This window comes from Aquimarina brevivitae (assembly GCF_004216895.1).
Taxonomy (GTDB): Bacteria; Bacteroidota; Bacteroidia; order Flavobacteriales; family Flavobacteriaceae; genus Aquimarina; species Aquimarina brevivitae.
The window spans coordinates 1,098,208-1,115,730 of the sequence record NZ_SGXE01000001.1 but is presented as its reverse complement, the minus strand read 5'-3'; the positions used below and the strand labels follow the sequence as shown (position 1 = coordinate 1,115,730).

At 36.5% G+C, this 17,523-nt stretch carries 17 protein-coding genes and 1 tRNA gene; 8 read left to right on the top strand and 10 right to left on the bottom strand.

The genetic code is table 11. The features are described 5' to 3' along the window. Nucleotides 1-27 precede the first annotated feature (27 nt). Nucleotides 28-1,110 carry a diphosphomevalonate decarboxylase gene (locus tag EV197_RS04715; protein WP_130286189.1) on the bottom strand — a complete coding sequence of 361 codons (1,083 nt, stop codon included), beginning with the start codon at nucleotides 1,108-1,110 and terminating at the stop codon, nucleotides 28-30. 201 nt (nucleotides 1,111-1,311) lie between these two features. Between EV197_RS04715 and EV197_RS04710 the strand changes: the two genes are divergently transcribed. Together EV197_RS04710 and EV197_RS04705 are read left to right on the top strand one after the other, a co-directional pair. Continuing rightward, complete coding sequence (locus EV197_RS04710; protein ID WP_130285575.1) at nucleotides 1,312-1,785, top strand: TspO/MBR family protein; 474 nt, start codon at nucleotides 1,312-1,314, stop codon at nucleotides 1,783-1,785. Between the two features lie 33 nt (nucleotides 1,786-1,818). Beyond that, on the top strand, nucleotides 1,819-2,388 hold the full coding sequence (locus EV197_RS04705; RefSeq protein ID WP_130285574.1) for a TetR/AcrR family transcriptional regulator: 570 nt from the start codon (nucleotides 1,819-1,821) through the stop codon (nucleotides 2,386-2,388). Between the two features lie 54 nt (nucleotides 2,389-2,442). Here the strand turns inward: EV197_RS04705 and EV197_RS04700 are convergent, their stop codons facing one another. The 8 genes from EV197_RS04700 to EV197_RS04660 all read right to left on the bottom strand — a co-directional run bounded on the left by EV197_RS04700 (nucleotide 2,443) and on the right by EV197_RS04660 (nucleotide 8,986). Beyond that, nucleotides 2,443-3,225: a hypothetical protein gene (locus EV197_RS04700; protein WP_130285573.1), complete on the bottom strand. Its 783-nt coding sequence runs from the start codon at nucleotides 3,223-3,225 to the stop codon at nucleotides 2,443-2,445. Between the two features lie 62 nt (nucleotides 3,226-3,287). Then, on the bottom strand, nucleotides 3,288-3,845 hold the full coding sequence (locus EV197_RS04695; protein WP_130285572.1) for a DUF1697 domain-containing protein: 558 nt from the start codon (nucleotides 3,843-3,845) through the stop codon (nucleotides 3,288-3,290). Continuing rightward, the gene (locus EV197_RS04690) at nucleotides 3,846-5,057 is read right to left on the bottom strand and encodes a BaiN/RdsA family NAD(P)/FAD-dependent oxidoreductase (RefSeq protein WP_130285571.1); all 1,212 of its coding nucleotides are present in this window, start codon (nucleotides 5,055-5,057) and stop codon (nucleotides 3,846-3,848) included. Then, the gene (locus EV197_RS04685; protein ID WP_130285570.1) at nucleotides 5,054-5,734 is read right to left on the bottom strand and encodes a glycerophosphodiester phosphodiesterase; all 681 of its coding nucleotides are present in this window, start codon (nucleotides 5,732-5,734) and stop codon (nucleotides 5,054-5,056) included. Before EV197_RS04685 ends, EV197_RS04690 begins: the two co-directional genes overlap by 4 nt. 3 nt (nucleotides 5,735-5,737) lie before the next feature. Next, a complete protein-coding gene (locus EV197_RS04680) occupies nucleotides 5,738-6,916 on the bottom strand; it encodes an acyl-CoA dehydrogenase family protein (protein ID WP_130285569.1) in 1,179 nt (392 codons plus the stop codon). 238 nt (nucleotides 6,917-7,154) lie between these two features. Beyond that, nucleotides 7,155-7,865, bottom strand: coding sequence for a tRNA1(Val) (adenine(37)-N6)-methyltransferase (locus EV197_RS04670; protein WP_130285568.1), 711 nt, complete (start codon nucleotides 7,863-7,865; stop codon nucleotides 7,155-7,157). Between the two features lie 45 nt (nucleotides 7,866-7,910). Continuing rightward, the gene (rimM, locus tag EV197_RS04665) at nucleotides 7,911-8,435 is read right to left on the bottom strand and encodes a ribosome maturation factor RimM (RefSeq protein WP_130285567.1); all 525 of its coding nucleotides are present in this window, start codon (nucleotides 8,433-8,435) and stop codon (nucleotides 7,911-7,913) included. A gap of 14 nt (nucleotides 8,436-8,449) precedes the next feature. Continuing rightward, entirely contained in the window at nucleotides 8,450-8,986 is a 537-nt protein-coding gene (locus tag EV197_RS04660) for a 30S ribosomal protein S16 (protein ID WP_130285566.1), read from the bottom strand. A gap of 312 nt (nucleotides 8,987-9,298) precedes the next feature. On the opposite strand from EV197_RS04660, the gene EV197_RS04655 reads away from it, so the two are divergent. Together EV197_RS04655 and dnaE are read left to right on the top strand one after the other, a co-directional pair. Next, nucleotides 9,299-10,144, top strand: coding sequence for a DUF6252 domain-containing protein (locus tag EV197_RS04655; RefSeq protein ID WP_130285565.1), 846 nt, complete (start codon nucleotides 9,299-9,301; stop codon nucleotides 10,142-10,144). A 173-nt stretch (nucleotides 10,145-10,317) separates the two neighbouring features. After that, nucleotides 10,318-14,703: a DNA polymerase III subunit alpha gene (gene dnaE, locus EV197_RS04650; protein WP_130285564.1), complete on the top strand. Its 4,386-nt coding sequence runs from the start codon at nucleotides 10,318-10,320 to the stop codon at nucleotides 14,701-14,703. Here dnaE and EV197_RS04645 read toward each other — a convergent pair. Beyond that, nucleotides 14,700-15,059, bottom strand: a complete 360-nt coding sequence (locus tag EV197_RS04645) for a thymidylate synthase (protein WP_130285563.1) — start codon at nucleotides 15,057-15,059, stop codon at nucleotides 14,700-14,702. The two genes, dnaE and EV197_RS04645, sit on opposite strands and share 4 nt — an antisense overlap. A 147-nt stretch (nucleotides 15,060-15,206) precedes the next feature. Here EV197_RS04645 and EV197_RS04640 point away from each other — a divergent pair, with 147 nt between their 5' ends. The 4 genes from EV197_RS04640 to EV197_RS04625 all read left to right on the top strand — a co-directional run bounded on the left by EV197_RS04640 (nucleotide 15,207) and on the right by EV197_RS04625 (nucleotide 17,077). After that, nucleotides 15,207-15,398 (top strand): hypothetical protein, encoded by a 192-nt coding sequence (locus EV197_RS04640; RefSeq protein WP_130285562.1) that lies wholly within the window; start codon nucleotides 15,207-15,209, stop codon nucleotides 15,396-15,398. A gap of 163 nt (nucleotides 15,399-15,561) precedes the next feature. Next, the gene (trxA, locus tag EV197_RS04635) at nucleotides 15,562-15,879 is read left to right on the top strand and encodes a thioredoxin (RefSeq protein WP_130285561.1); all 318 of its coding nucleotides are present in this window, start codon (nucleotides 15,562-15,564) and stop codon (nucleotides 15,877-15,879) included. A 107-nt stretch (nucleotides 15,880-15,986) separates the two neighbouring features. Next, the gene (locus EV197_RS04630) at nucleotides 15,987-16,919 is read left to right on the top strand and encodes a DUF58 domain-containing protein (RefSeq protein ID WP_130286187.1); all 933 of its coding nucleotides are present in this window, start codon (nucleotides 15,987-15,989) and stop codon (nucleotides 16,917-16,919) included. A gap of 84 nt (nucleotides 16,920-17,003) precedes the next feature. Next, a tRNA-Asp gene (locus EV197_RS04625) sits at nucleotides 17,004-17,077 on the top strand. The last annotated feature ends 446 nt before the right edge of the window (nucleotides 17,078-17,523 follow it).

Genomic DNA, 17,523 nt, shown 5'->3' with positions numbered 1-17,523 from the left:
TTGTTTGTAAGTAAATACGTTATAAAGTTACAATTTTATTGCTCCTAAACCTATTTTATCGCAAATATACTGTCCATTATCACAATACACAACTAACTCATTCTTAATAAAATCCAAAACTTGTTCCTTTTCTTGCTCAGGATAAAGCACGTGGATATTTGCTCCAGCATCAAGCGTGAAACATATTTTTGAACCCGTAGCTTCTCTATATTCCCAGATTTTTTCTATTGCAGATAGGGTATTTGGCTTCATCAAAATAAAATAAGGTGTTGAAGACATCATCATAGCGTGCAAGGTCAAAGCTTCACTTTCTACAATGGCAATAAAAGTATCAACATCGCCCTTTACCAGCGCTTCTTTTAGCGAAGTAAGGTTCTCTGAAGCCTGAGCGAATCGCTGTTCAGCGAACGGATGCCCGTGCATTAAATTATGCCCTACCGTGCTACTGACTTTCTTTTGACCTTTGTCAATAAGCAAAATAGTATCCTGATAATTTTTAAAAACTTGATGGATTTCATCTGAATTCAACCTCACTGCATACAAATCAGAACTATTGTACACCTGATAATGACTCCCCCAAACGGTTATAGGACCTTCAATGCTTCGACAAGCACTACCAGATCCTAAACGCGCTAAAAAAGATGCTTTTTGTAACATTTCTTCTTCTGGTAAATCCGGGTTGATTTCTTTTTGAATTAACATCAACCCATAGGCCAAAGCTCCCATTCCACTGGCAGAAGAAGCTATCCCACTACTATGCGGAAAGGAATTAGAAGTTTCGATTGTAAATCGATATGTTTTTAAAAAGGGAATATAACCTTCAATACGCTCAAAAAAAGAAATGATCTTAGGTTCAAATTCTGGCTTTTTTTCTCCTTCAAAGAAGAAATCAAATTCGTATTCTTTATTTGGTGTCTCCTTTTTACGAAATGCTATACTAGTTTCTGTCTTACAAACATCTAAAGTAAAACTTATTGATGGATTCTGAGGTAACTGGATTGCTCGTTTTCCCCAATATTTTACCAGCGCTATATTGCTGGGAACTGTACATTTTACTTTTCCTGTTTCTGGTATTTCTGAAATAATATCAGATTTAAATTCAGGATACATATGCATATGATATAATTTTAAACAAATATAATTGGTTAATGCCGTAAACATTGATAATTTATGAATAAAAATAAATTGTTATTTTAGTACATAGCTTTTTTACAAATAACTGTATTTTAGCGGCAGAAAATTCTTAGCAAATAGCTTAGTAATTTTTTAGGAGGGTTCTGTCAATCGGTTATACTATTTAAAACAGATTGCGTGAAGAAAAAAATACTCAGGATTAGCGTAGCGATAGGCATTTGCGTGCTGGTAGGGTTTTTAAGTAGTGTAGCCACACAACTATCCTTAGAAACCTGGTACAAAAATCTTAATAAACCTTCATTTACCCCTCCTAATTGGGCATTTAGTGTGGTTTGGACCTTGTTGTATATTATGATAGGAATTGCTGCTGGTATTGTATGGAGCAAAGGCTTATATCATAAATGGGTAAAAACTGCGTTATACCATTTTGGTTTTCAACTAATACTAAATGCCGCCTGGTCGATTTTTTTCTTTGGGCTGCAAAGCCCATTGATCGCATTGCTGGATATTATTGCCCTATTTATCCTGCTGTTATTTACGATCAGATGGTTTAAAGTTGTAAACAAGATTGCCGCTTACCTACTTATACCCTATACAATATGGGTAGCTTATGCTGCTATATTGAATTATAGTATATGGCAATTAAATTAAAAACGAACGATTTAAGGTAAGTTAAGCGGATATATGAGTAAAAAAGCCATTGTTTTACAAACAACGCTCGAGTTAATTACTACACAAGGAATTGCAGCAACCTCTCTTTCACAGATCATAAAAAAATCTGGTGTTGCTAACGGCACAGTTTATCATCATTTTAAGAATAAAGACGAAATTATAACGGAGCTCTATCTGATGCTTACCCAAGATTTTGGAACTGTAGTGATGCGAAATGCCCCTGAGGATGATTTAAAAAAACAATTTACAGTGATGTGGCTCAATTTGTTCTATTATTTTGTCAATAATCCATTGGCCTTTATTTTTTCTGAACAAATTGCAAGGTCCCCTGAGATTCCGCAAACATTGAAAGATGAAGCTCGGCAATACTATAATGATATTCAGGATTATTTTAAGAAAGGAATAAAAGCCAAAGTTTTTAAGTCTTACAATACCCTTGTAATGGAAGAACTGTTTTTTGGCAATGTGGTTTCATTGGTAAAAATACACGAAAATGAAACGGTTAAGCTCAAAGAAAAACATATCAATCAGGCTATAGAAATCTCCTGGCGTGGATTTCTTAAAGATGATACTATCCTATAATATAATAAAGGCTCCATTATAACGTGGAGCCTTTTTATTAGCTTACTTCATTGCCTAATTAAAGGTTATTTTAGCACAAGAGTCCTTGTATAGCTCTTTTACGGCTGCTTGTATCGCTTGCTTAGAGTTCTCGACTTTTCCTATTGATTTTCCTTTATACATCAAGTTCCCGGTTCCCTTCCAATCAAATTCATCGCTATGCGTTTTTAATAATCGTTGCCCATCTCTTGTCGTTACCTGGAAAGACTCTAGTTTCTGACTATACTCTAACCCGTCAGGAAAATAAACTTCAGTAACAAATTTGGTTTGGCCATTTCCGTACATATAACAAACACAATCTCCAATGTCTTTTGCTTCAGAAACTCTAACCATATTATTTTGAACGATCTTCCATTCTCCATTGATTTCGATACCAACCATATCCATCAACAAAGTTCCTTTTTCGGCTAATTTTTTATCAATAAAAGATTCAAAATTGATTACCGCGGATATCGCACCAGCCTTATCTTTTTGACTTTGAAAAACAACTTTATCCAACATCAGTTGAAAGCTGTAATTATCATCATTTACAATATCATCAAGCTGAGAAGAAATATCTTTTTTGCTGTAATTTCTTCTCACTAATGCTCCTGATAAATTAATATACACCGTATTACCGGTATATTTTTCATCAAAAAGATAAAGAACATCGGTTTTATTAGCTCCTTTTTCTAGCGCATTTATTCTGTCGATATAATCCATCAACAATTTCTTGATAGGTTCATTATCAACCTTAGTATAACTGTAAACGTTAAAACTAAATAAGGAAAGAATTAGTAATAAAGTAATTTTTTTCATAGTAGTTGAGATATTAGTTTCACTCTTATAATATACGAAAAATTAAAAGAGTAAAAGAGCAGCTACTTTCTCAAACCACTTAGTTTTAATAATTTATTAATTGTATTATAGTTTCTGGTTGTAGCCTCACAAGCTAACTTTTTCTCAAAAAAAGTGTTGTTGAGCTTTGTTTTGCCATATCCCTGCGCTGCATAGAGGTAAACTACATTATCTTTTACTACAAACTCCTCAGGAGGATTTGAAACCGAGTTTATATTGTTAACAGCCTGTGGTTTTGGCTTTTCAGCCAATAGTGTAAAATACATTTTATTCGCCTCCAATGTTCCGTCGTTAATACGTTCTAAGAAAGGATTGTTATTATACACCAATTGCAGCTCTCTTGGGGTTAAAATAAATACGGGTACCACAAAACCAAAATTATCTACAATGATAGTTTCAATACATTTCTTGACAGTATTTGGGTCTGTTTCTGTACAAGATAACACCAAATTACCACTTTGGATATAGGTTTTTACAGCATCAAAACCCCGGTCTTCTAAAACGGTTTTAAGGTCAACCATTTTTATCTTTTTTTGACCACCAACATTTATTCCTCTGAGTAGGACTATATATTGCTCCATTTATGTATTGCTTATTGCTTGTGCTGCTATATACCCACCTGTCCAGGCGTTTTGGAAATTGAACCCCCCAGTTATAGCATCGATGTTGAGCACTTCTCCTGCCAAAAACAAATTAGGATGCATCTTACTTTCGAATGTTTTAAAATCGATTTCGCGCAGATCCACTCCCCCGGCAGTTACAAATTCTTCTTTAAATGTACTTTTTCCCTTTACCGAAAAATTACTTTGCGTAAGCTGTGCTGCCAATTGCTGTAGTTGTATATTCTTTACGTCTGCCCATTTAAGATCATTTTGAATACCTGAAGCTGCTAAAAGATTATGCCATAATCGCTTGGCCATATCAAACTGAGCATAAGTGTATGGGGATTGTTTGGCGAAGTTTTCTTTGCAATCCAGTAACTCAAGATAAACTTCTTCTTGAGTATATCCTGCAAGCCAATTAACCGCTATATCAAAATTATAATTCAACGCAGCTAATTCTAAGGCTCCCCAAGCAGAAAGCTTTAAAATTGCTGGGCCACTTAGCCCCCAATGTGTTATCAAAACCGGCCCTTCACTTTGCAACTTAGTCGTTAAAACTTTTATTTCAGCTTCTGCGGTTACACCTGGCAAATCAGCAATCCTTTTATCGTTTATATTAAAAGTAAAAAGCGATGGTACTGGATTGACTATAGTATGGCCTAAACGCTTTAAAATATTCCACATTTTGGGACTACTACCTGTAGTAATACTTAACCTTTCGGTATTAAAAGTTCCCTTATTGGTTTCTACTATCCAAATCGAATCCTTAGCACTAACGTTTTTAACCATATGCGATTTTAATACGTTAATATTATGACGCTTAGCTTCATTTAAAAAACAATCAATAATAGTTTCAGAAGAGTCGGTAATAGGAAACATTCTACCATCTTCTTCTGTTTTTAAGGCAATGTCTCTTTTTTCGAACCAAGCAATGGTGTCACCTGTCATAAAAGAATGAAATGGGCCTAAAAGCTCTTTTTTACCTCTTGGATAATTGCTAGTAAGGTCTTTGGGGCTAAACTCTGCGTGAGTAACATTACAGCGCCCGCCTCCTGATATTCTTACTTTGGATAATACTTCTTTTCCTCTTTCTAAAATAGCTATTTGTAGATCAGGTCTGTTTTCGGCCACATTTAAGGCCATAAAAAAACCTGCTGCTCCACCTCCCACAATAATCAGATCATACTTCATAGTGCAAAATTCGGAAAATCTGTAATTATAGCATCCACTTTGAGGTCAATTAATTTTTCAATAGCTGATTTCTTATTGACCGTCCACACATATAGTTTAAAACCAAAATCCTGAACACGGGCTACTGCTGACGGCGTACAATGTAAAACATTAGGATGTATAGAAAAGGCTTCAATTTCTTGAGCCAAGGTTAACACTTCTTCTATTGGCCCCTCTGTTAACACACCTATTTTTAGTGTTTTATCCAGCTGATATAGTTGTAACAGTTGCGTATGATCAAAACTAGACACAATAAATTGGTCTAAGTTCCATAGCGATGAGCTACAGTATTGCTTAATAAGTTCAAGAACTGGGAGCGCGGTATGACTTCCTTTAAGTTCAATATTAACCTGACATCTTGCATCAATCAGATCGAGAACTTCTGCTAATGTTGGAATGTCAAATTGATCCTCTACGGCTAATGCTTTTAATTCTGTTAACGTAAGTTCATGTACTGCTCCTACTCCATTGGTAGTGCGGTCTACGGTAAAATCATGAATCACAACAATTTCACCTGACTTACAACGATGAACATCAAGTTCCACACCTGCAACTCCTAATGCTACAGCTTTTGCAAAGGATGCTAAGGTATTTTCAGCCACTAAGCCGGCGGCTCCTCTATGTCCAAATATTTTCACTTGTTATTTAAAAGCTGCGTGTCCGGTAATATCGTATCCTGTAATTAATAGGTGAATATCGTGTGTACCCTCGTAAGTAATCACACTTTCAAGGTTCATCATGTGTCTCATGATACTATACTCTCCGGTAATACCCATTCCACCTAGAACCTGTCGTGCTTCTCTAGCAATCTTAATTGCCATATCGACGTTATTGCGTTTGGCCATAGATATCTGAGCCGATGTTGCTTTCCCTTCCTCGCGCAAAACACCCAATCGCCAAGCCATTAATTGTGCTTTAGTGATTTCAGTAAGCATCTCAGCTAATTTCTTTTGTTGTAATTGTGTAGCAGCAATCGGTTTATCAAACTGTATTCGTTCTTTTGCATAGCGGAGTGCTGTATCGTAGCAATCCATTGCTGCACCAATAGCGCCCCAAGCAATACCAAAACGTGCAGAATCTAAGCAGCTTAACGGAGCACCAAGACCGCTTTTGCCTGGCAATATATTTTCTTTAGGTATTTTAACATTATCAAAAATAAGTTCTCCAGTTGCAGAGGCTCGTAAAGACCACTTATTATGTGTCTCTGGAGTAGAAAATCCTTCCATTCCACGCTCTACTAATAACCCGTGCACTCTTCCTTCTTCATTTTTTGCCCATACCACCGCTACATCCGCAAAAGGAGCGTTGGAAATCCACATTTTAGCCCCATTGAGTATATAATGATCACCATTAGCTTTAAAGTTTGTGGTCATTCCACCCGGATTAGAACCATGATCAGGCTCGGTTAACCCAAAACATCCCATGAATTCGCCAGACGCTAGTTTAGGTAAAAATTTCTTCTTCTGTTCTTCAGAACCATATTTCCAAATAGGATACATCACCAATGAAGATTGCACAGAAGCCGTAGATCGAACACCCGAATCTCCACGTTCTATTTCTTGCATGATCAATCCATAACTGATCTGATCCAAACCAGCACCTCCATAAGTTTCCGGAATATATGGTCCAAAAGCGCCAATCTCAGCCAAACCTTTTATGATTTGATTCGGAAATTCTGCACGTTGGGCATACTCCTCTATGATCGGAGAAACCTCTCTTTTTACCCAACTACGGGCCGCATCTCTAACTAATTTATGTTCTTCCGTTAATAAATCATCGAGATTGTAATAATCTGGAGCTTCAAAAAGATCTGGTTTCATAACGTTCTATGTTAAATTGGGTTTTTAATTTTCTGCTATAAGGTAATGAGCAAATGTACTTAATGAAAAAAAAGAAGACAATTATTTGCGCTATTTTAATTTTTTTAAGAAAAAAATAAAGGTATTGAGAAAAAGCCACGCATATAACGAGTGAAACATAGCCATCTTTTGCTATAACCTATGGGTAACAACATAAACGAGTGAACTAAGCTAAATTATTGTAGCGCCTTCAGCTAGTTTACATATTCAAATAAAAATCCTTGGTGAGCTGCATATAATCCTCTGTATATTGATGACGTGCGGTTTCAATAATTAATTCATTTTCTTCTGTTTTTTGTTTCGCAAAACTAAAAACCAATAATGACCGCTTTACACCAGCGGTTGTTGTTCCTTTTACTCTGGTGATAATGGCAGGATATAAGCCATAAATTTTAGCAAGATTCACAATAGCTTCCTCTTGCACATATGGAACCACAAGTACCAATTGGCCAGCATCAGCCAAGAGCTTTGCCGCTCCATATATTAAATGCTCAAAGGGTAATGCGTCTTCAAAACGTGCTAAGTCCCTTTTTTGATCAGTAGTTTTATAATCTTCTGTATAAAAAGGAGGGTTACTTATGATGAGATCATATTGCTCATCCATTTCTGTAAAAAACTCTTGAAACGATGCGTGATAACAAAAAAGGCGATCCCCCCAGGGAGAATTTTCGAAATTGTCAACTGTTTGCTCGTAGGCGTCTTCATCTAGTTCTACCGCGTCAATCACGGCTGCTGTAGAACGTTGGGCTAGTATTAATGAGATTACTCCAGTACCAGCTCCTATATCTAATACGGAATTTACCTGTGCCACAGGAGCCCAACAACCCAACAATACTCCATCTGTACCAATTTTCATAGCACACCGATCTTGATGCACTGTAAATTGTTTAAAACGAAAGGGGTTACTCATAATAAATTAAGAGAGTGTTGAAAAAGTCTTACTAATTAACTGGTGTTATAGATATAAATCGATTAACCCTTCGGGCGTATTGACTATTATAGTTTTTGTAGTTCGATCCAATTTATGAATGAATTCATCATTCATAGGAATAAGTATTTCTTTTCCATCACGATCAATCTCAAAAAGTGCCTGTGCTGTAGAATCGTTGATTCCTTTAAGAATACCAACCGTTCCGTAGTTCAGGTCTTTTATCGTGAAGCCAATTACCTCGTGATAATAGAATTTATCACCCTCAAGTGCTGGCAATAAAGTCAAAGGTAGATACAAGTCTGCTTTTAGCAAATCATCTGCATCTTCCTCAGTATCTACATCTTCAAACTTAACACGTAATAGATCTGATTTATGAAGTTTACTTTTTTCAATAAAAAATGGAACCAGATTATCGTTATAATCGATAAATACTGATTCCATTTCTACATAACTTTCGGGTTCATCAGTATCAAGTTTAACCAATACCTCTCCCTTAAAACTGAATTTACTTACGACTTTACCTAGATAGAAGCAATCTTCTTTCTTCATCGCTTTTGTAACAACTATTCTTCTTCCTTAGTTGCTTCCTCTTCAGTTGCCTCTTCAGCAGATGCTTCTGCAGCTTTCGCAGCAGCTTCAGCTTCTTCTTCAGCAGCTTTTGCTTCAGCTTCGCGCTTAGCATTTACTTCTTTTTCTGCTTCTAAAGCTTTTGCCTTTGCGGCATCTTTAGCTTTAGTCAATGAATCTTTCTTAGCATTGATAGCATTTTCTTTTTCCGTTAACCAAGCCTGAAATTTTTCTTCAGCTTGCTCTTCGGTTAAAGCGCCTTTTCTAACACCACCTAAAAGGTGATTTTTCAACAATGCTCCTTTATAAGAAAGAATAGCTCTTGCTGTGTCAGTAGGCTGTGCTCCATTCTGAAGCCATTTTACTGCGTCATCAACATTAAGATCAATAATAGCAGGATTTAGATTAGGATTGTATACTCCTATTTTTTCTAAATATTTACCATCTCTCTTTGCTCTTGAATCCGCGGCAACGATCCAATAAAAAGGTTTCCCCTTTTTACCGTGTCTCTGTAATCTAATTTTAACAGGCATAAAAATTAATTTTTGGGTACTCGACCCTGGTTATAATTAAGTGCGCAAAGATAATTCTTTTTTCAATCAATTATAGCTTTTTTTACAACTAATTTAAACTCCCCTAGCAACCGTACATTATCACTAAGAACTAGACTACAATAAATACTAAATTCCTACATTATTGTGCATTTTATCGACATTAACATTTTTTCATCGGTGTTTTTTATCGAATTTTTAGCATTTTAGTTGGTCGTTAGTATTCCTTGCTTTATATTTGCTTCAAATTCTTTCGAACTAATAAAGAGTTTTGCCCCAAAGCCCCAAATGCCTATGAATAAAATAATTACCCTAAGTTTCGCCTTATGCTGTCTTATTTTTAGTGCATCCTGCACTACTGATATTGAAGTCAACTCTCCTGCGCTCCAAGCAACCAAAAGCGGCGAATTGATAAGAACTTTTTCTAAAAAAGCAATCGTTTATGATAACGGTACTTTAGAAATCCAAGGAATCGTAGGTGATGAAGCGATTAATTTTACAATCGCCGAAATGAATACGGGCAAGTATAAAATTGGTGACAACAACATAAACATTGCAAGCTACAAAAACAGTATTGGTAAATTTATCAGTGAGAATGATATCACCGACGGAGAGGTGGTGATTACCAGCATTTCTAACAATGAAGTATCGGGTGAATTTTATTTCAGAAACTTAAAAGATATTAACGGGAATCGTGTTGATCTAATGAATGGTTGGTTCTACAGAGTTCCTTTAGAAAATTACTCTCCAGAAATTACCATTAACGTAGAGGAAGATAATCCGTGTTTGCTAAACGCATCCTTTACAGCTTTAGTAGATGGAGAAACTTTAATAACTGATGATCATAACGCTAGAATTATTGGTGCCGAAAATGCTTCAGTCATCATAGAAGGATTAAATGAGAATGAAGAAATTGCAATTGTATTTCCTATTGATGTTCAACCAGGAACTTATTCTTTCGTAGGTAATGGTGAATTCAGTGCAACTTACGGCCCACTAGGATCTAAATCCTCAGCGCTATCTGGAACTTTAACCATAACACAGCATAACCAAGAAGATAAATGTATTACCGGTACGTTTGAATTTACCACGCGAAGCGGGTATACTATTACCGAAGGTAATTTCGACTTCGGATACTAATATAACAACTCAACTATAGGGCGAGAAGCGTTCATTCTTTAATTAGATGGGCGCTTTTCTTTTGGGCTCAAATCGTTAATAACTAAGGAAAACTTAAGACAACATTTTATTTCGTTTTGCTTAATTTTGAGTGCTTTTAGTTAAGGGACTAAAGAAACTCGATAACACCACCTATGTATTTAATTTTTGACACGGAAACCACAGGATTACCGAAGCGATGGGATGCACCAATTAGTGACACTGACAACTGGCCAAGATGTATTCAAATAGCCTGGCAACTCCATGATGAAATGGGGAATTGTATCGAGCACCAAGACTATTTGGTACAACCCGAAGGTTTTAACATCCCTTATGATGCAGAAAAAATACACGGAATTTCCACGGAATTGGCAGCACAGGACGGTTTACCGTTGCAAGAAGTGCTTCAAAAATTCAATACTGCATTAGCCAAAACCAAATTTGTTGTAGGTCAAAATGTAGGGTTTGATGTAAACATTATGGGAGCGGAATTTTACCGAGAAAATGTTGACAACCCGTTACAAGAGTTGCCGGTTTTGGATACTTGTACAGAAACTACAGCTGCATTATGCCAAATACCTGGTGGGCGAGGTGGTAAATTTAAACTCCCTACATTAACGGAATTACACGAGCATCTTTTTGGTGTTGGATTCAACGAAGCTCATAATGCTACAGCAGACGTTGAAGCTACTACCAGATGTTTTTTGGAGCTTATCCGCAAAAATGTTTTTACCAAAGAAGAACTTGACGTTCAGCCCGACTACTTTAAAAAATTTAAAGAGCATAATCCTGAACCCATACAGCTAATTGGCCTGAAGCACATTAATTTAAAAAAGGCTTCGCAAAAAATCAGGGAAAAAATTCAGGCCGCTCAAGAGCCGGACCTTACTCAACAAGAGATTAAAGAAAATATTGCTGCCCTGGATGATGTGGATTTTGTTCATCTGCATAACCACACGCAATTCTCGGTACTTCAATCAACTACGAGTATAGCTGATCTTGTTAGCGTAACCGCTGCTAATAAGATGAAAGCCGTTGCGATGACAGACCATGCTAATATGATGGGAGCCTTTCATTTTGTGCAAGCAGTCGCCAATCATAACAAAACGGCAAATGCTGAGAACGAGGAGGCCATAGCTAATGGCGAAGAACCCTCTGCAGTACCTATAATACCAATCGTGGGCTGTGAGTTTTTTGTATGCGAAAACCACAAGGACAAAAGCCGAAAAGACAACGGTTATCAAGTCGTAATGCTAGCTAAAAATAAAAACGGCTACCACAATCTGGCCAAAATGTCTTCCGTAGCTTTCGTAGACGGTTTTTATTACGTACCTAGAATCGACAAGGAGATTGTAAAGCAATATAAAGATGACATCATTGTCCTTACTGGAAATCTCTACGGAGAGGTTCCTAGTAAAGTGCTCAACATCGGAGAAAAACAAGCTGAAGAAGCCTTGTTATGGTGGAAAGAGGTATTTGGAGACGACCTCTATATCGAGATTATGCGTCATAATCAAGAAGATGAAAACCGGGTCAATCAAGTGTTGGTTGAGTTTTCTAAAAAACATGATATCAAACTAGTTGCCACCAACAACACCTACTATTGCGAAAAGAAAGATGCTAATGCTCACGATATTTTATTGTGTGTAAAAGATGGTGAAAAGCAAGCCACTCCTATCGGAAGAGGTAGAGGGTATCGATATGGCTTACCAAATCAGGAATACTATTTCAAATCCCAGGAAGAAATGAAAGCTCTTTTTAAAGATCTTCCTGAGGCCATTAGTAATCTTGAAGAGGTTTTAGCAAAAATAGAACCCTTTGAACTGGCTCGAGATGTATTATTACCAGCATTTAACATCCCAGAGCAATTTCGATCAGAAGAAGATAAAATTGATGGCGGCAAGCGTGGAGAAAATGCGTACCTAAGGCATTTAACCTTTGAGGGAGCAAAAAAGCGCTATGGCGAAATCACACCAGCAATTAGAGAACGATTAGATTTTGAGTTACAGGTAATCGAAAAAACAGGATACCCAGGCTATTTCCTAATAGTAGAAGATTTTATACGAGCTGCAAGAGAAATGGGGGTTTCTGTGGGGCCAGGACGTGGCTCCGCAGCCGGATCAGCGGTAGCTTACTGTTTGTGGATTACCAATCTCGATCCTATTCAGTACGACTTACTTTTTGAGCGTTTTTTGAATCCAGATCGTGTGAGTATGCCCGATATTGATATTGATTTTGATGACGAAGGAAGAAGCCGGGTGATGGATTATGTGATCGAAAAATATGGATCCAATCAGGTTGCCCAGATCATTACCTATGGTACTATGGCTGCTAAGTCCTCTATACGCGATACTGCTCGTGTACTAGATCTACCCTTAAATGAAGCGGATCGGATTGCCAAATTGATTCCTAATATGTCCAAGCTCGCCAAAATTTTTGGCGTAGACGAAGCCACGCTTAAACAAAAATTTAGAGGTGATGAGCTCGAAAAAATTAATGAGCTTTTAAATATTGCCGAAGGCTCAGACCTACAAGCAGAGACCTTAAATCAGGCTCGAGTTTTAGAAGGATCCGTTCGTAATACTGGTATACATGCCTGTGGGGTTATTATAACTCCAGATGATATTACCAAGTTTGTACCCGTAGCATTAGCCAAGGACTCTGATATGTACTGTACGCAGTTCGACAACTCGGTAGTGGAAAATGCCGGACTTCTAAAAATGGATTTCTTAGGGCTTAAAACCTTAACGCTTATAAAGGATACGGTAAAAATCGTAAAAGCCAAACACGGTATTGAACTCGATCCTGAAAGTTTTCCATTGGATGATGAAGAAACCTATGCATTGTTTCAAAGGGGAGAAACTGTAGGTATATTTCAATACGAATCGCCAGGAATGCAGAAATATCTCAAAGAACTAAAGCCCACAGTCTTTGCGGATCTTATTGCAATGAACGCATTGTATCGACCAGGCCCATTAGAGTATATCCCTAGTTTTATTAATAGAAAACACGGTAAAGAAGAAATCAACTATGATCTCGAAGCCTGTGAAGAATATTTACAGGAAACTTATGGAATTACGGTTTATCAGGAGCAAGTAATGCTTTTGTCTCAAAAATTAGCTGATTTTACCAAAGGTGAAGCAGACGTACTGAGAAAAGCCATGGGTAAAAAGCAAAAGGCAGTTCTTGATAAAATGAAGCCTAAATTCATTGAGCAAGCTGCTGCTAAAGGGCACGCGGAAGACAAATTAGAGAAAATATGGAAAGACTGGGAAGCCTTTGCAGCCTACGCATTTAACAAATCACACTCCACGTGCTACGCCTGGATTGCTTATCAAACGGCCTATTTAAAAGCGCATTATCCTGCAGAATATATGGCAGCGGTATTATCGAATAATATGAATGATATTAAACAGGTCACTTTCTTTATGGAAGAATGTAAGCGTATGAAGTTAGACGTTTTAGGGCCTGATGTTAATGAATCCTTTAGAAAGTTCTCCGTAAACAAAGAAGGCGCAATTCGATTTGGAATGGGTGCGATTAAAGGGGTTGGATCTGGTGCCGTAGCAACAATTGTAGAAAATCGAAAGGAAGATGGACCTTATACCTCCATATTCGATTTAGCAAAAAGAATAGACTTAAGAGCAGCCAACAAAAAAGCCTTTGAAAGTTTAGCTTTAGCCGGAGGGTTTGACTCTTTAGCAGATGCCCACCGTGCACAATATTTCCAAGATGAAGGAGATGGCATAACTTTTCTGGAAAAAGCCGTACGTTACGGAGCAAAATTTCAGGAAAATGAAAACTCATCGCAAGTAAGTCTTTTTGGCGAAGCCAGTGAAGTACAAATTCCTGAGCCTGTTGTTCCCCCTTGCGAAGAATGGGGGACTATGGAGAAATTAGCACGCGAAAAAGAAGTCGTAGGGATTTACATTTCTGGACATCCATTAGATGATTTTAAATATGAGTTAAAGTATTTCTGTAATGCTACTTTACTAAATTTCGCAAATCTTGAGGAAAACCTCAATAGAGAATTAGCCTTTGGAGGGGTGATCACTAATGTTGAACATAGAACCTCCAAAACAGGAAAAGGATGGGCTACCTTTACCATAGAAGACTATAATACAGCACACGAGTTTAGAATATTTGGTGAAGATTATCTCAAACACCGACCATTTTTGGTAAAAAGCACTTTTGTATATGCAAAAGCTTTTATTAAAGAAGGTTGGACCAATAAAGAAACTGGTAAAAAAGGAGAACCAAGAATTCAATTCAACAGCTTCCAATTATTGCACGATGTGCTAGAAAATTACGCAAAAAAGCTAACGATACAACTTGACATTAATGATTTATCAGATGCCCGAATAGAAAATCTAAAGTCATTATTCACCGAACATTCTGGTAATCATACGCTCAATTTTGTGATCTACGAAATGGCAGAACAACTTAAGCTACATATGCCAAGTCGTAAGCAAAAGGTAAATATTTCACCACAGCTCCTTGCAGCTTTAGAAAATGAAGCAGTATACTACAAATTGAATTAACTAAAAAAACTTTCAGCCCAACTCGTTGCATCTTCTAATTTGGTAAAAAAAGTAAAAGATCCTTGCCATAAAGATTGTTCTGCGGTTGCTCTTTCCTTTTCTAAAGGGTCAGAAGAAACAATAGCAAAACCGATCATGTTTTTTAGAATTTTACCCCGATAAACATTCAAATCAATGGCGTGATGGGAGGTACGGTTGGCAATCAAGATAAATTGCTCACCATTATAATGCTCCTTTAGTAGATTAGTTATTTCCATCGCCGTTTCTACAGTGATAGCACCATCATTTTTCATTTCCAAAATCGCAAAGTGTTTCTCAAAAAAAAGAAAACAATATGGAAGATCTACTTTTTTCATTGAAGTATATTACCGAACAAATATAACGTAATTTTACTTTAGAGTACGTTAAGCCCCGCAAATAAGCTTGCTTTTTAAAGATTTAACACTTTAAATTTTGAAAACTCAATTATAATATTAGATTACAGGGTTACATAAGACAATATTATGAGATTTATTAGAGTAAGAAGAAGAACAAAAACAGAGAAACGCTATCATAAAAAAATGGGAATCCTAACCACGCAGGTAACCTATATTAAAAAATATGCTGGTTTATTACCGCTTAGAACGTTGCACAAGTATCGCATGACCTATTATGGAGAGGTAAAGGATTGCCGTCACTGTTCAATATCTTCCTAATTATTAGATAATTACTTAAAAGTTATTGAAAGTCCGATCATACTATCAAAAAATCAAATATCTTTATAGCCAAAACAAATCTTAGTTTTGTAAGCTTTGGTTAATTTATTGACTAATTTTGTAAATAATTAAAGAATAGTAAATATTTAAAAATATAAGAGTTATGGCATTAGAGATAACCGATGCTACTTTTGACGAAGTAGTTCTTAAAAGTGATAAACCTGTATTAGTGGATTTTTGGGCAGCATGGTGTGGTCCGTGTAGAATGGTAGGACCTATCATTGAGCAAATCAGCGAGGAGTATGATGGTAAAGCAGTTATCGGTAAAGTAGATGTAGATGCTAACCAGGAGTTTGCTGCTAAGTACGGAGTAAGAAATATACCAACCGTACTTGTGTTTCAAAATGGAGAAGTAGTACAACGTCAAGTGGGAGTATCTCCTAAAAACGTATATACTGAGGCATTAGATGCTTTGATGTAAAAATTACATATAAAACATAAGACAAGGCTTAACTTAGGTTAAGCCTTTTTTATTTTCAATAATTAAAATCGTATCTTCATTAAGATTTTATAGTTTTGAGACTTATTATGGATATCCAAAAAGAAATAAATAATACCAGTGGCTTTATAAATCTCGAATTTTTAGCAAAGCAAGTAGTAGAAGGCTTTATTTCTGGTATGCATAAAAGTCCATTTCACGGTTTTTCTGCAGAATTTGCTGAGCACAAGGTTTATAACAATGGAGAAAGCACTAAACATATCGATTGGAAACTCTTTGCCAAAACAGATCGATTATACACTAAACGCTATGAAGAAGAAACAAATCTAAGATGTCATATTATTATAGACAATTCTTCTTCCATGCATTATCCTAAAGTAAAAGAACATTCCATTACTTCTCTAAATAAAATAAGTTTTTCAGTATTGGCTTCCGCTTGTTTAATGCAAATCTTAAAAAAACAACGTGATGCTATAGGTTTAAGTATTTATAGTGATGGCTATGATTTTTATGCTCCAGAAAAAGGTAGCGAACGGCACCATCAAATGTTACTTGATCAATTGAACAAAACTTTACTAAAACCTAAGCAATCAAAAACTACGGAGACGTATAAATTTTTGCATCAAATAGCCGAAAAGATTCACCGTAGATCACTCATCTTTCTATTTACAGATATGTTTCAAGCAAGCACAAGCCCTGATAGCTTATTTGAAGCGCTAAGACATCTTAAATACAACAAGCATGATGTGATATTATTTCACACTTATGACAGTAAAAAAGAACTGCATTTTGATTTTGATAATACCCCAAAGAAGTTTATAGATATCGAAACCGGAGAATACATCAATGCTTATGCAGCCAACCTCAAAGAAAATTACGAAAAAGAGATTACCTCTTTTTTTAACAACCTACAGCTAAAGTGTGGACAGTACGGAATTAAGTATGTTGCCGCTGATATACATAAAAATTTTAATACTATTTTAACCACCTATATTGCTGAACGGCAAAAGTTTGCAGGATAACCAAAATAAATGATTTAAAAAAAATCAAAAAAAGGTTTGCGAGTACGAAAATGAGGTGTATATTTGCATCCGCAATAAGGCATTGGTCTGGTAGTTCAGTTGGTTAGAATACCTGCCTGTCACGCAGGGGGTCGCGGGTTCGAGTCCCGTCCAGACCGCAAGTCCCGAAGCCTCGGGAGCAAAAAGCTTCAATCATTTGAAGCTTTTTTTGCGATTAAAGATGTTGTGTTGTCTCGACAGCTTATTTGTCGAGAAGGTTTAGTAATAAACCAATGAGAAGCTTTTCCTGTAATACTGGAGAGGCTTTTTTTAATTCCAAAAGTGAGGTTATCAAAAGAAAACTATTACCTAAAAAAACGGCGAAATCATACTTTTCTTGAAAAGCTGATCAGCTAATATAAATGAGGAACGCGGGTTTCCCAAGTACTCTGGATACAGACTGGAAGTCCAGAAGACTCAGGAGCAAAAAGCTTCAATCATTTGAAGCTTTTTTTGCGATTGGCAGCTATTGTGTTGTCTCGACAGCTTATTTGTCGAGAAGGTTTAGTAATAAACCAATGAGAAGCTTTTCCTGTAATACTGGAGAGGCTTTTTTTAATTCCAA

Coding starts and splice junctions, on each gene's coding strand:
- EV197_RS04655 (WP_130285565.1), top strand. CDS start 9,299: ATGAATAAAATAATTACCCTAAGTTTCGCCTTATGCTGTCTTATTTTT.
- EV197_RS04690 (WP_130285571.1), bottom strand. CDS start 5,057: ATGAAGTATGATCTGATTATTGTGGGAGGTGGAGCAGCAGGTTTTTTT.
- EV197_RS04715 (WP_130286189.1), bottom strand. CDS start 1,110: ATGTATCCTGAATTTAAATCTGATATTATTTCAGAAATACCAGAAACA.
- EV197_RS04700 (WP_130285573.1), bottom strand. CDS start 3,225: ATGAAAAAAATTACTTTATTACTAATTCTTTCCTTATTTAGTTTTAAC.
- EV197_RS04645 (WP_130285563.1), bottom strand. CDS start 15,059: ATGAAAAAAGTAGATCTTCCATATTGTTTTCTTTTTTTTGAGAAACAC.
- EV197_RS04640 (WP_130285562.1), top strand. CDS start 15,207: ATGAGATTTATTAGAGTAAGAAGAAGAACAAAAACAGAGAAACGCTAT.
- EV197_RS04705 (WP_130285574.1), top strand. CDS start 1,819: ATGAGTAAAAAAGCCATTGTTTTACAAACAACGCTCGAGTTAATTACT.
- EV197_RS04670 (WP_130285568.1), bottom strand. CDS start 7,865: ATGAGTAACCCCTTTCGTTTTAAACAATTTACAGTGCATCAAGATCGG.
- dnaE (WP_130285564.1), top strand. CDS start 10,318: ATGTATTTAATTTTTGACACGGAAACCACAGGATTACCGAAGCGATGG.
- trxA (WP_130285561.1), top strand. CDS start 15,562: ATGGCATTAGAGATAACCGATGCTACTTTTGACGAAGTAGTTCTTAAA.
- EV197_RS04695 (WP_130285572.1), bottom strand. CDS start 3,845: ATGGAGCAATATATAGTCCTACTCAGAGGAATAAATGTTGGTGGTCAA.
- rimM (WP_130285567.1), bottom strand. CDS start 8,435: ATGAAGAAAGAAGATTGCTTCTATCTAGGTAAAGTCGTAAGTAAATTC.
- EV197_RS04660 (WP_130285566.1), bottom strand. CDS start 8,986: ATGCCTGTTAAAATTAGATTACAGAGACACGGTAAAAAGGGGAAACCT.
- EV197_RS04680 (WP_130285569.1), bottom strand. CDS start 6,916: ATGAAACCAGATCTTTTTGAAGCTCCAGATTATTACAATCTCGATGAT.
- EV197_RS04630 (WP_130286187.1), top strand. CDS start 15,987: ATGGATATCCAAAAAGAAATAAATAATACCAGTGGCTTTATAAATCTC.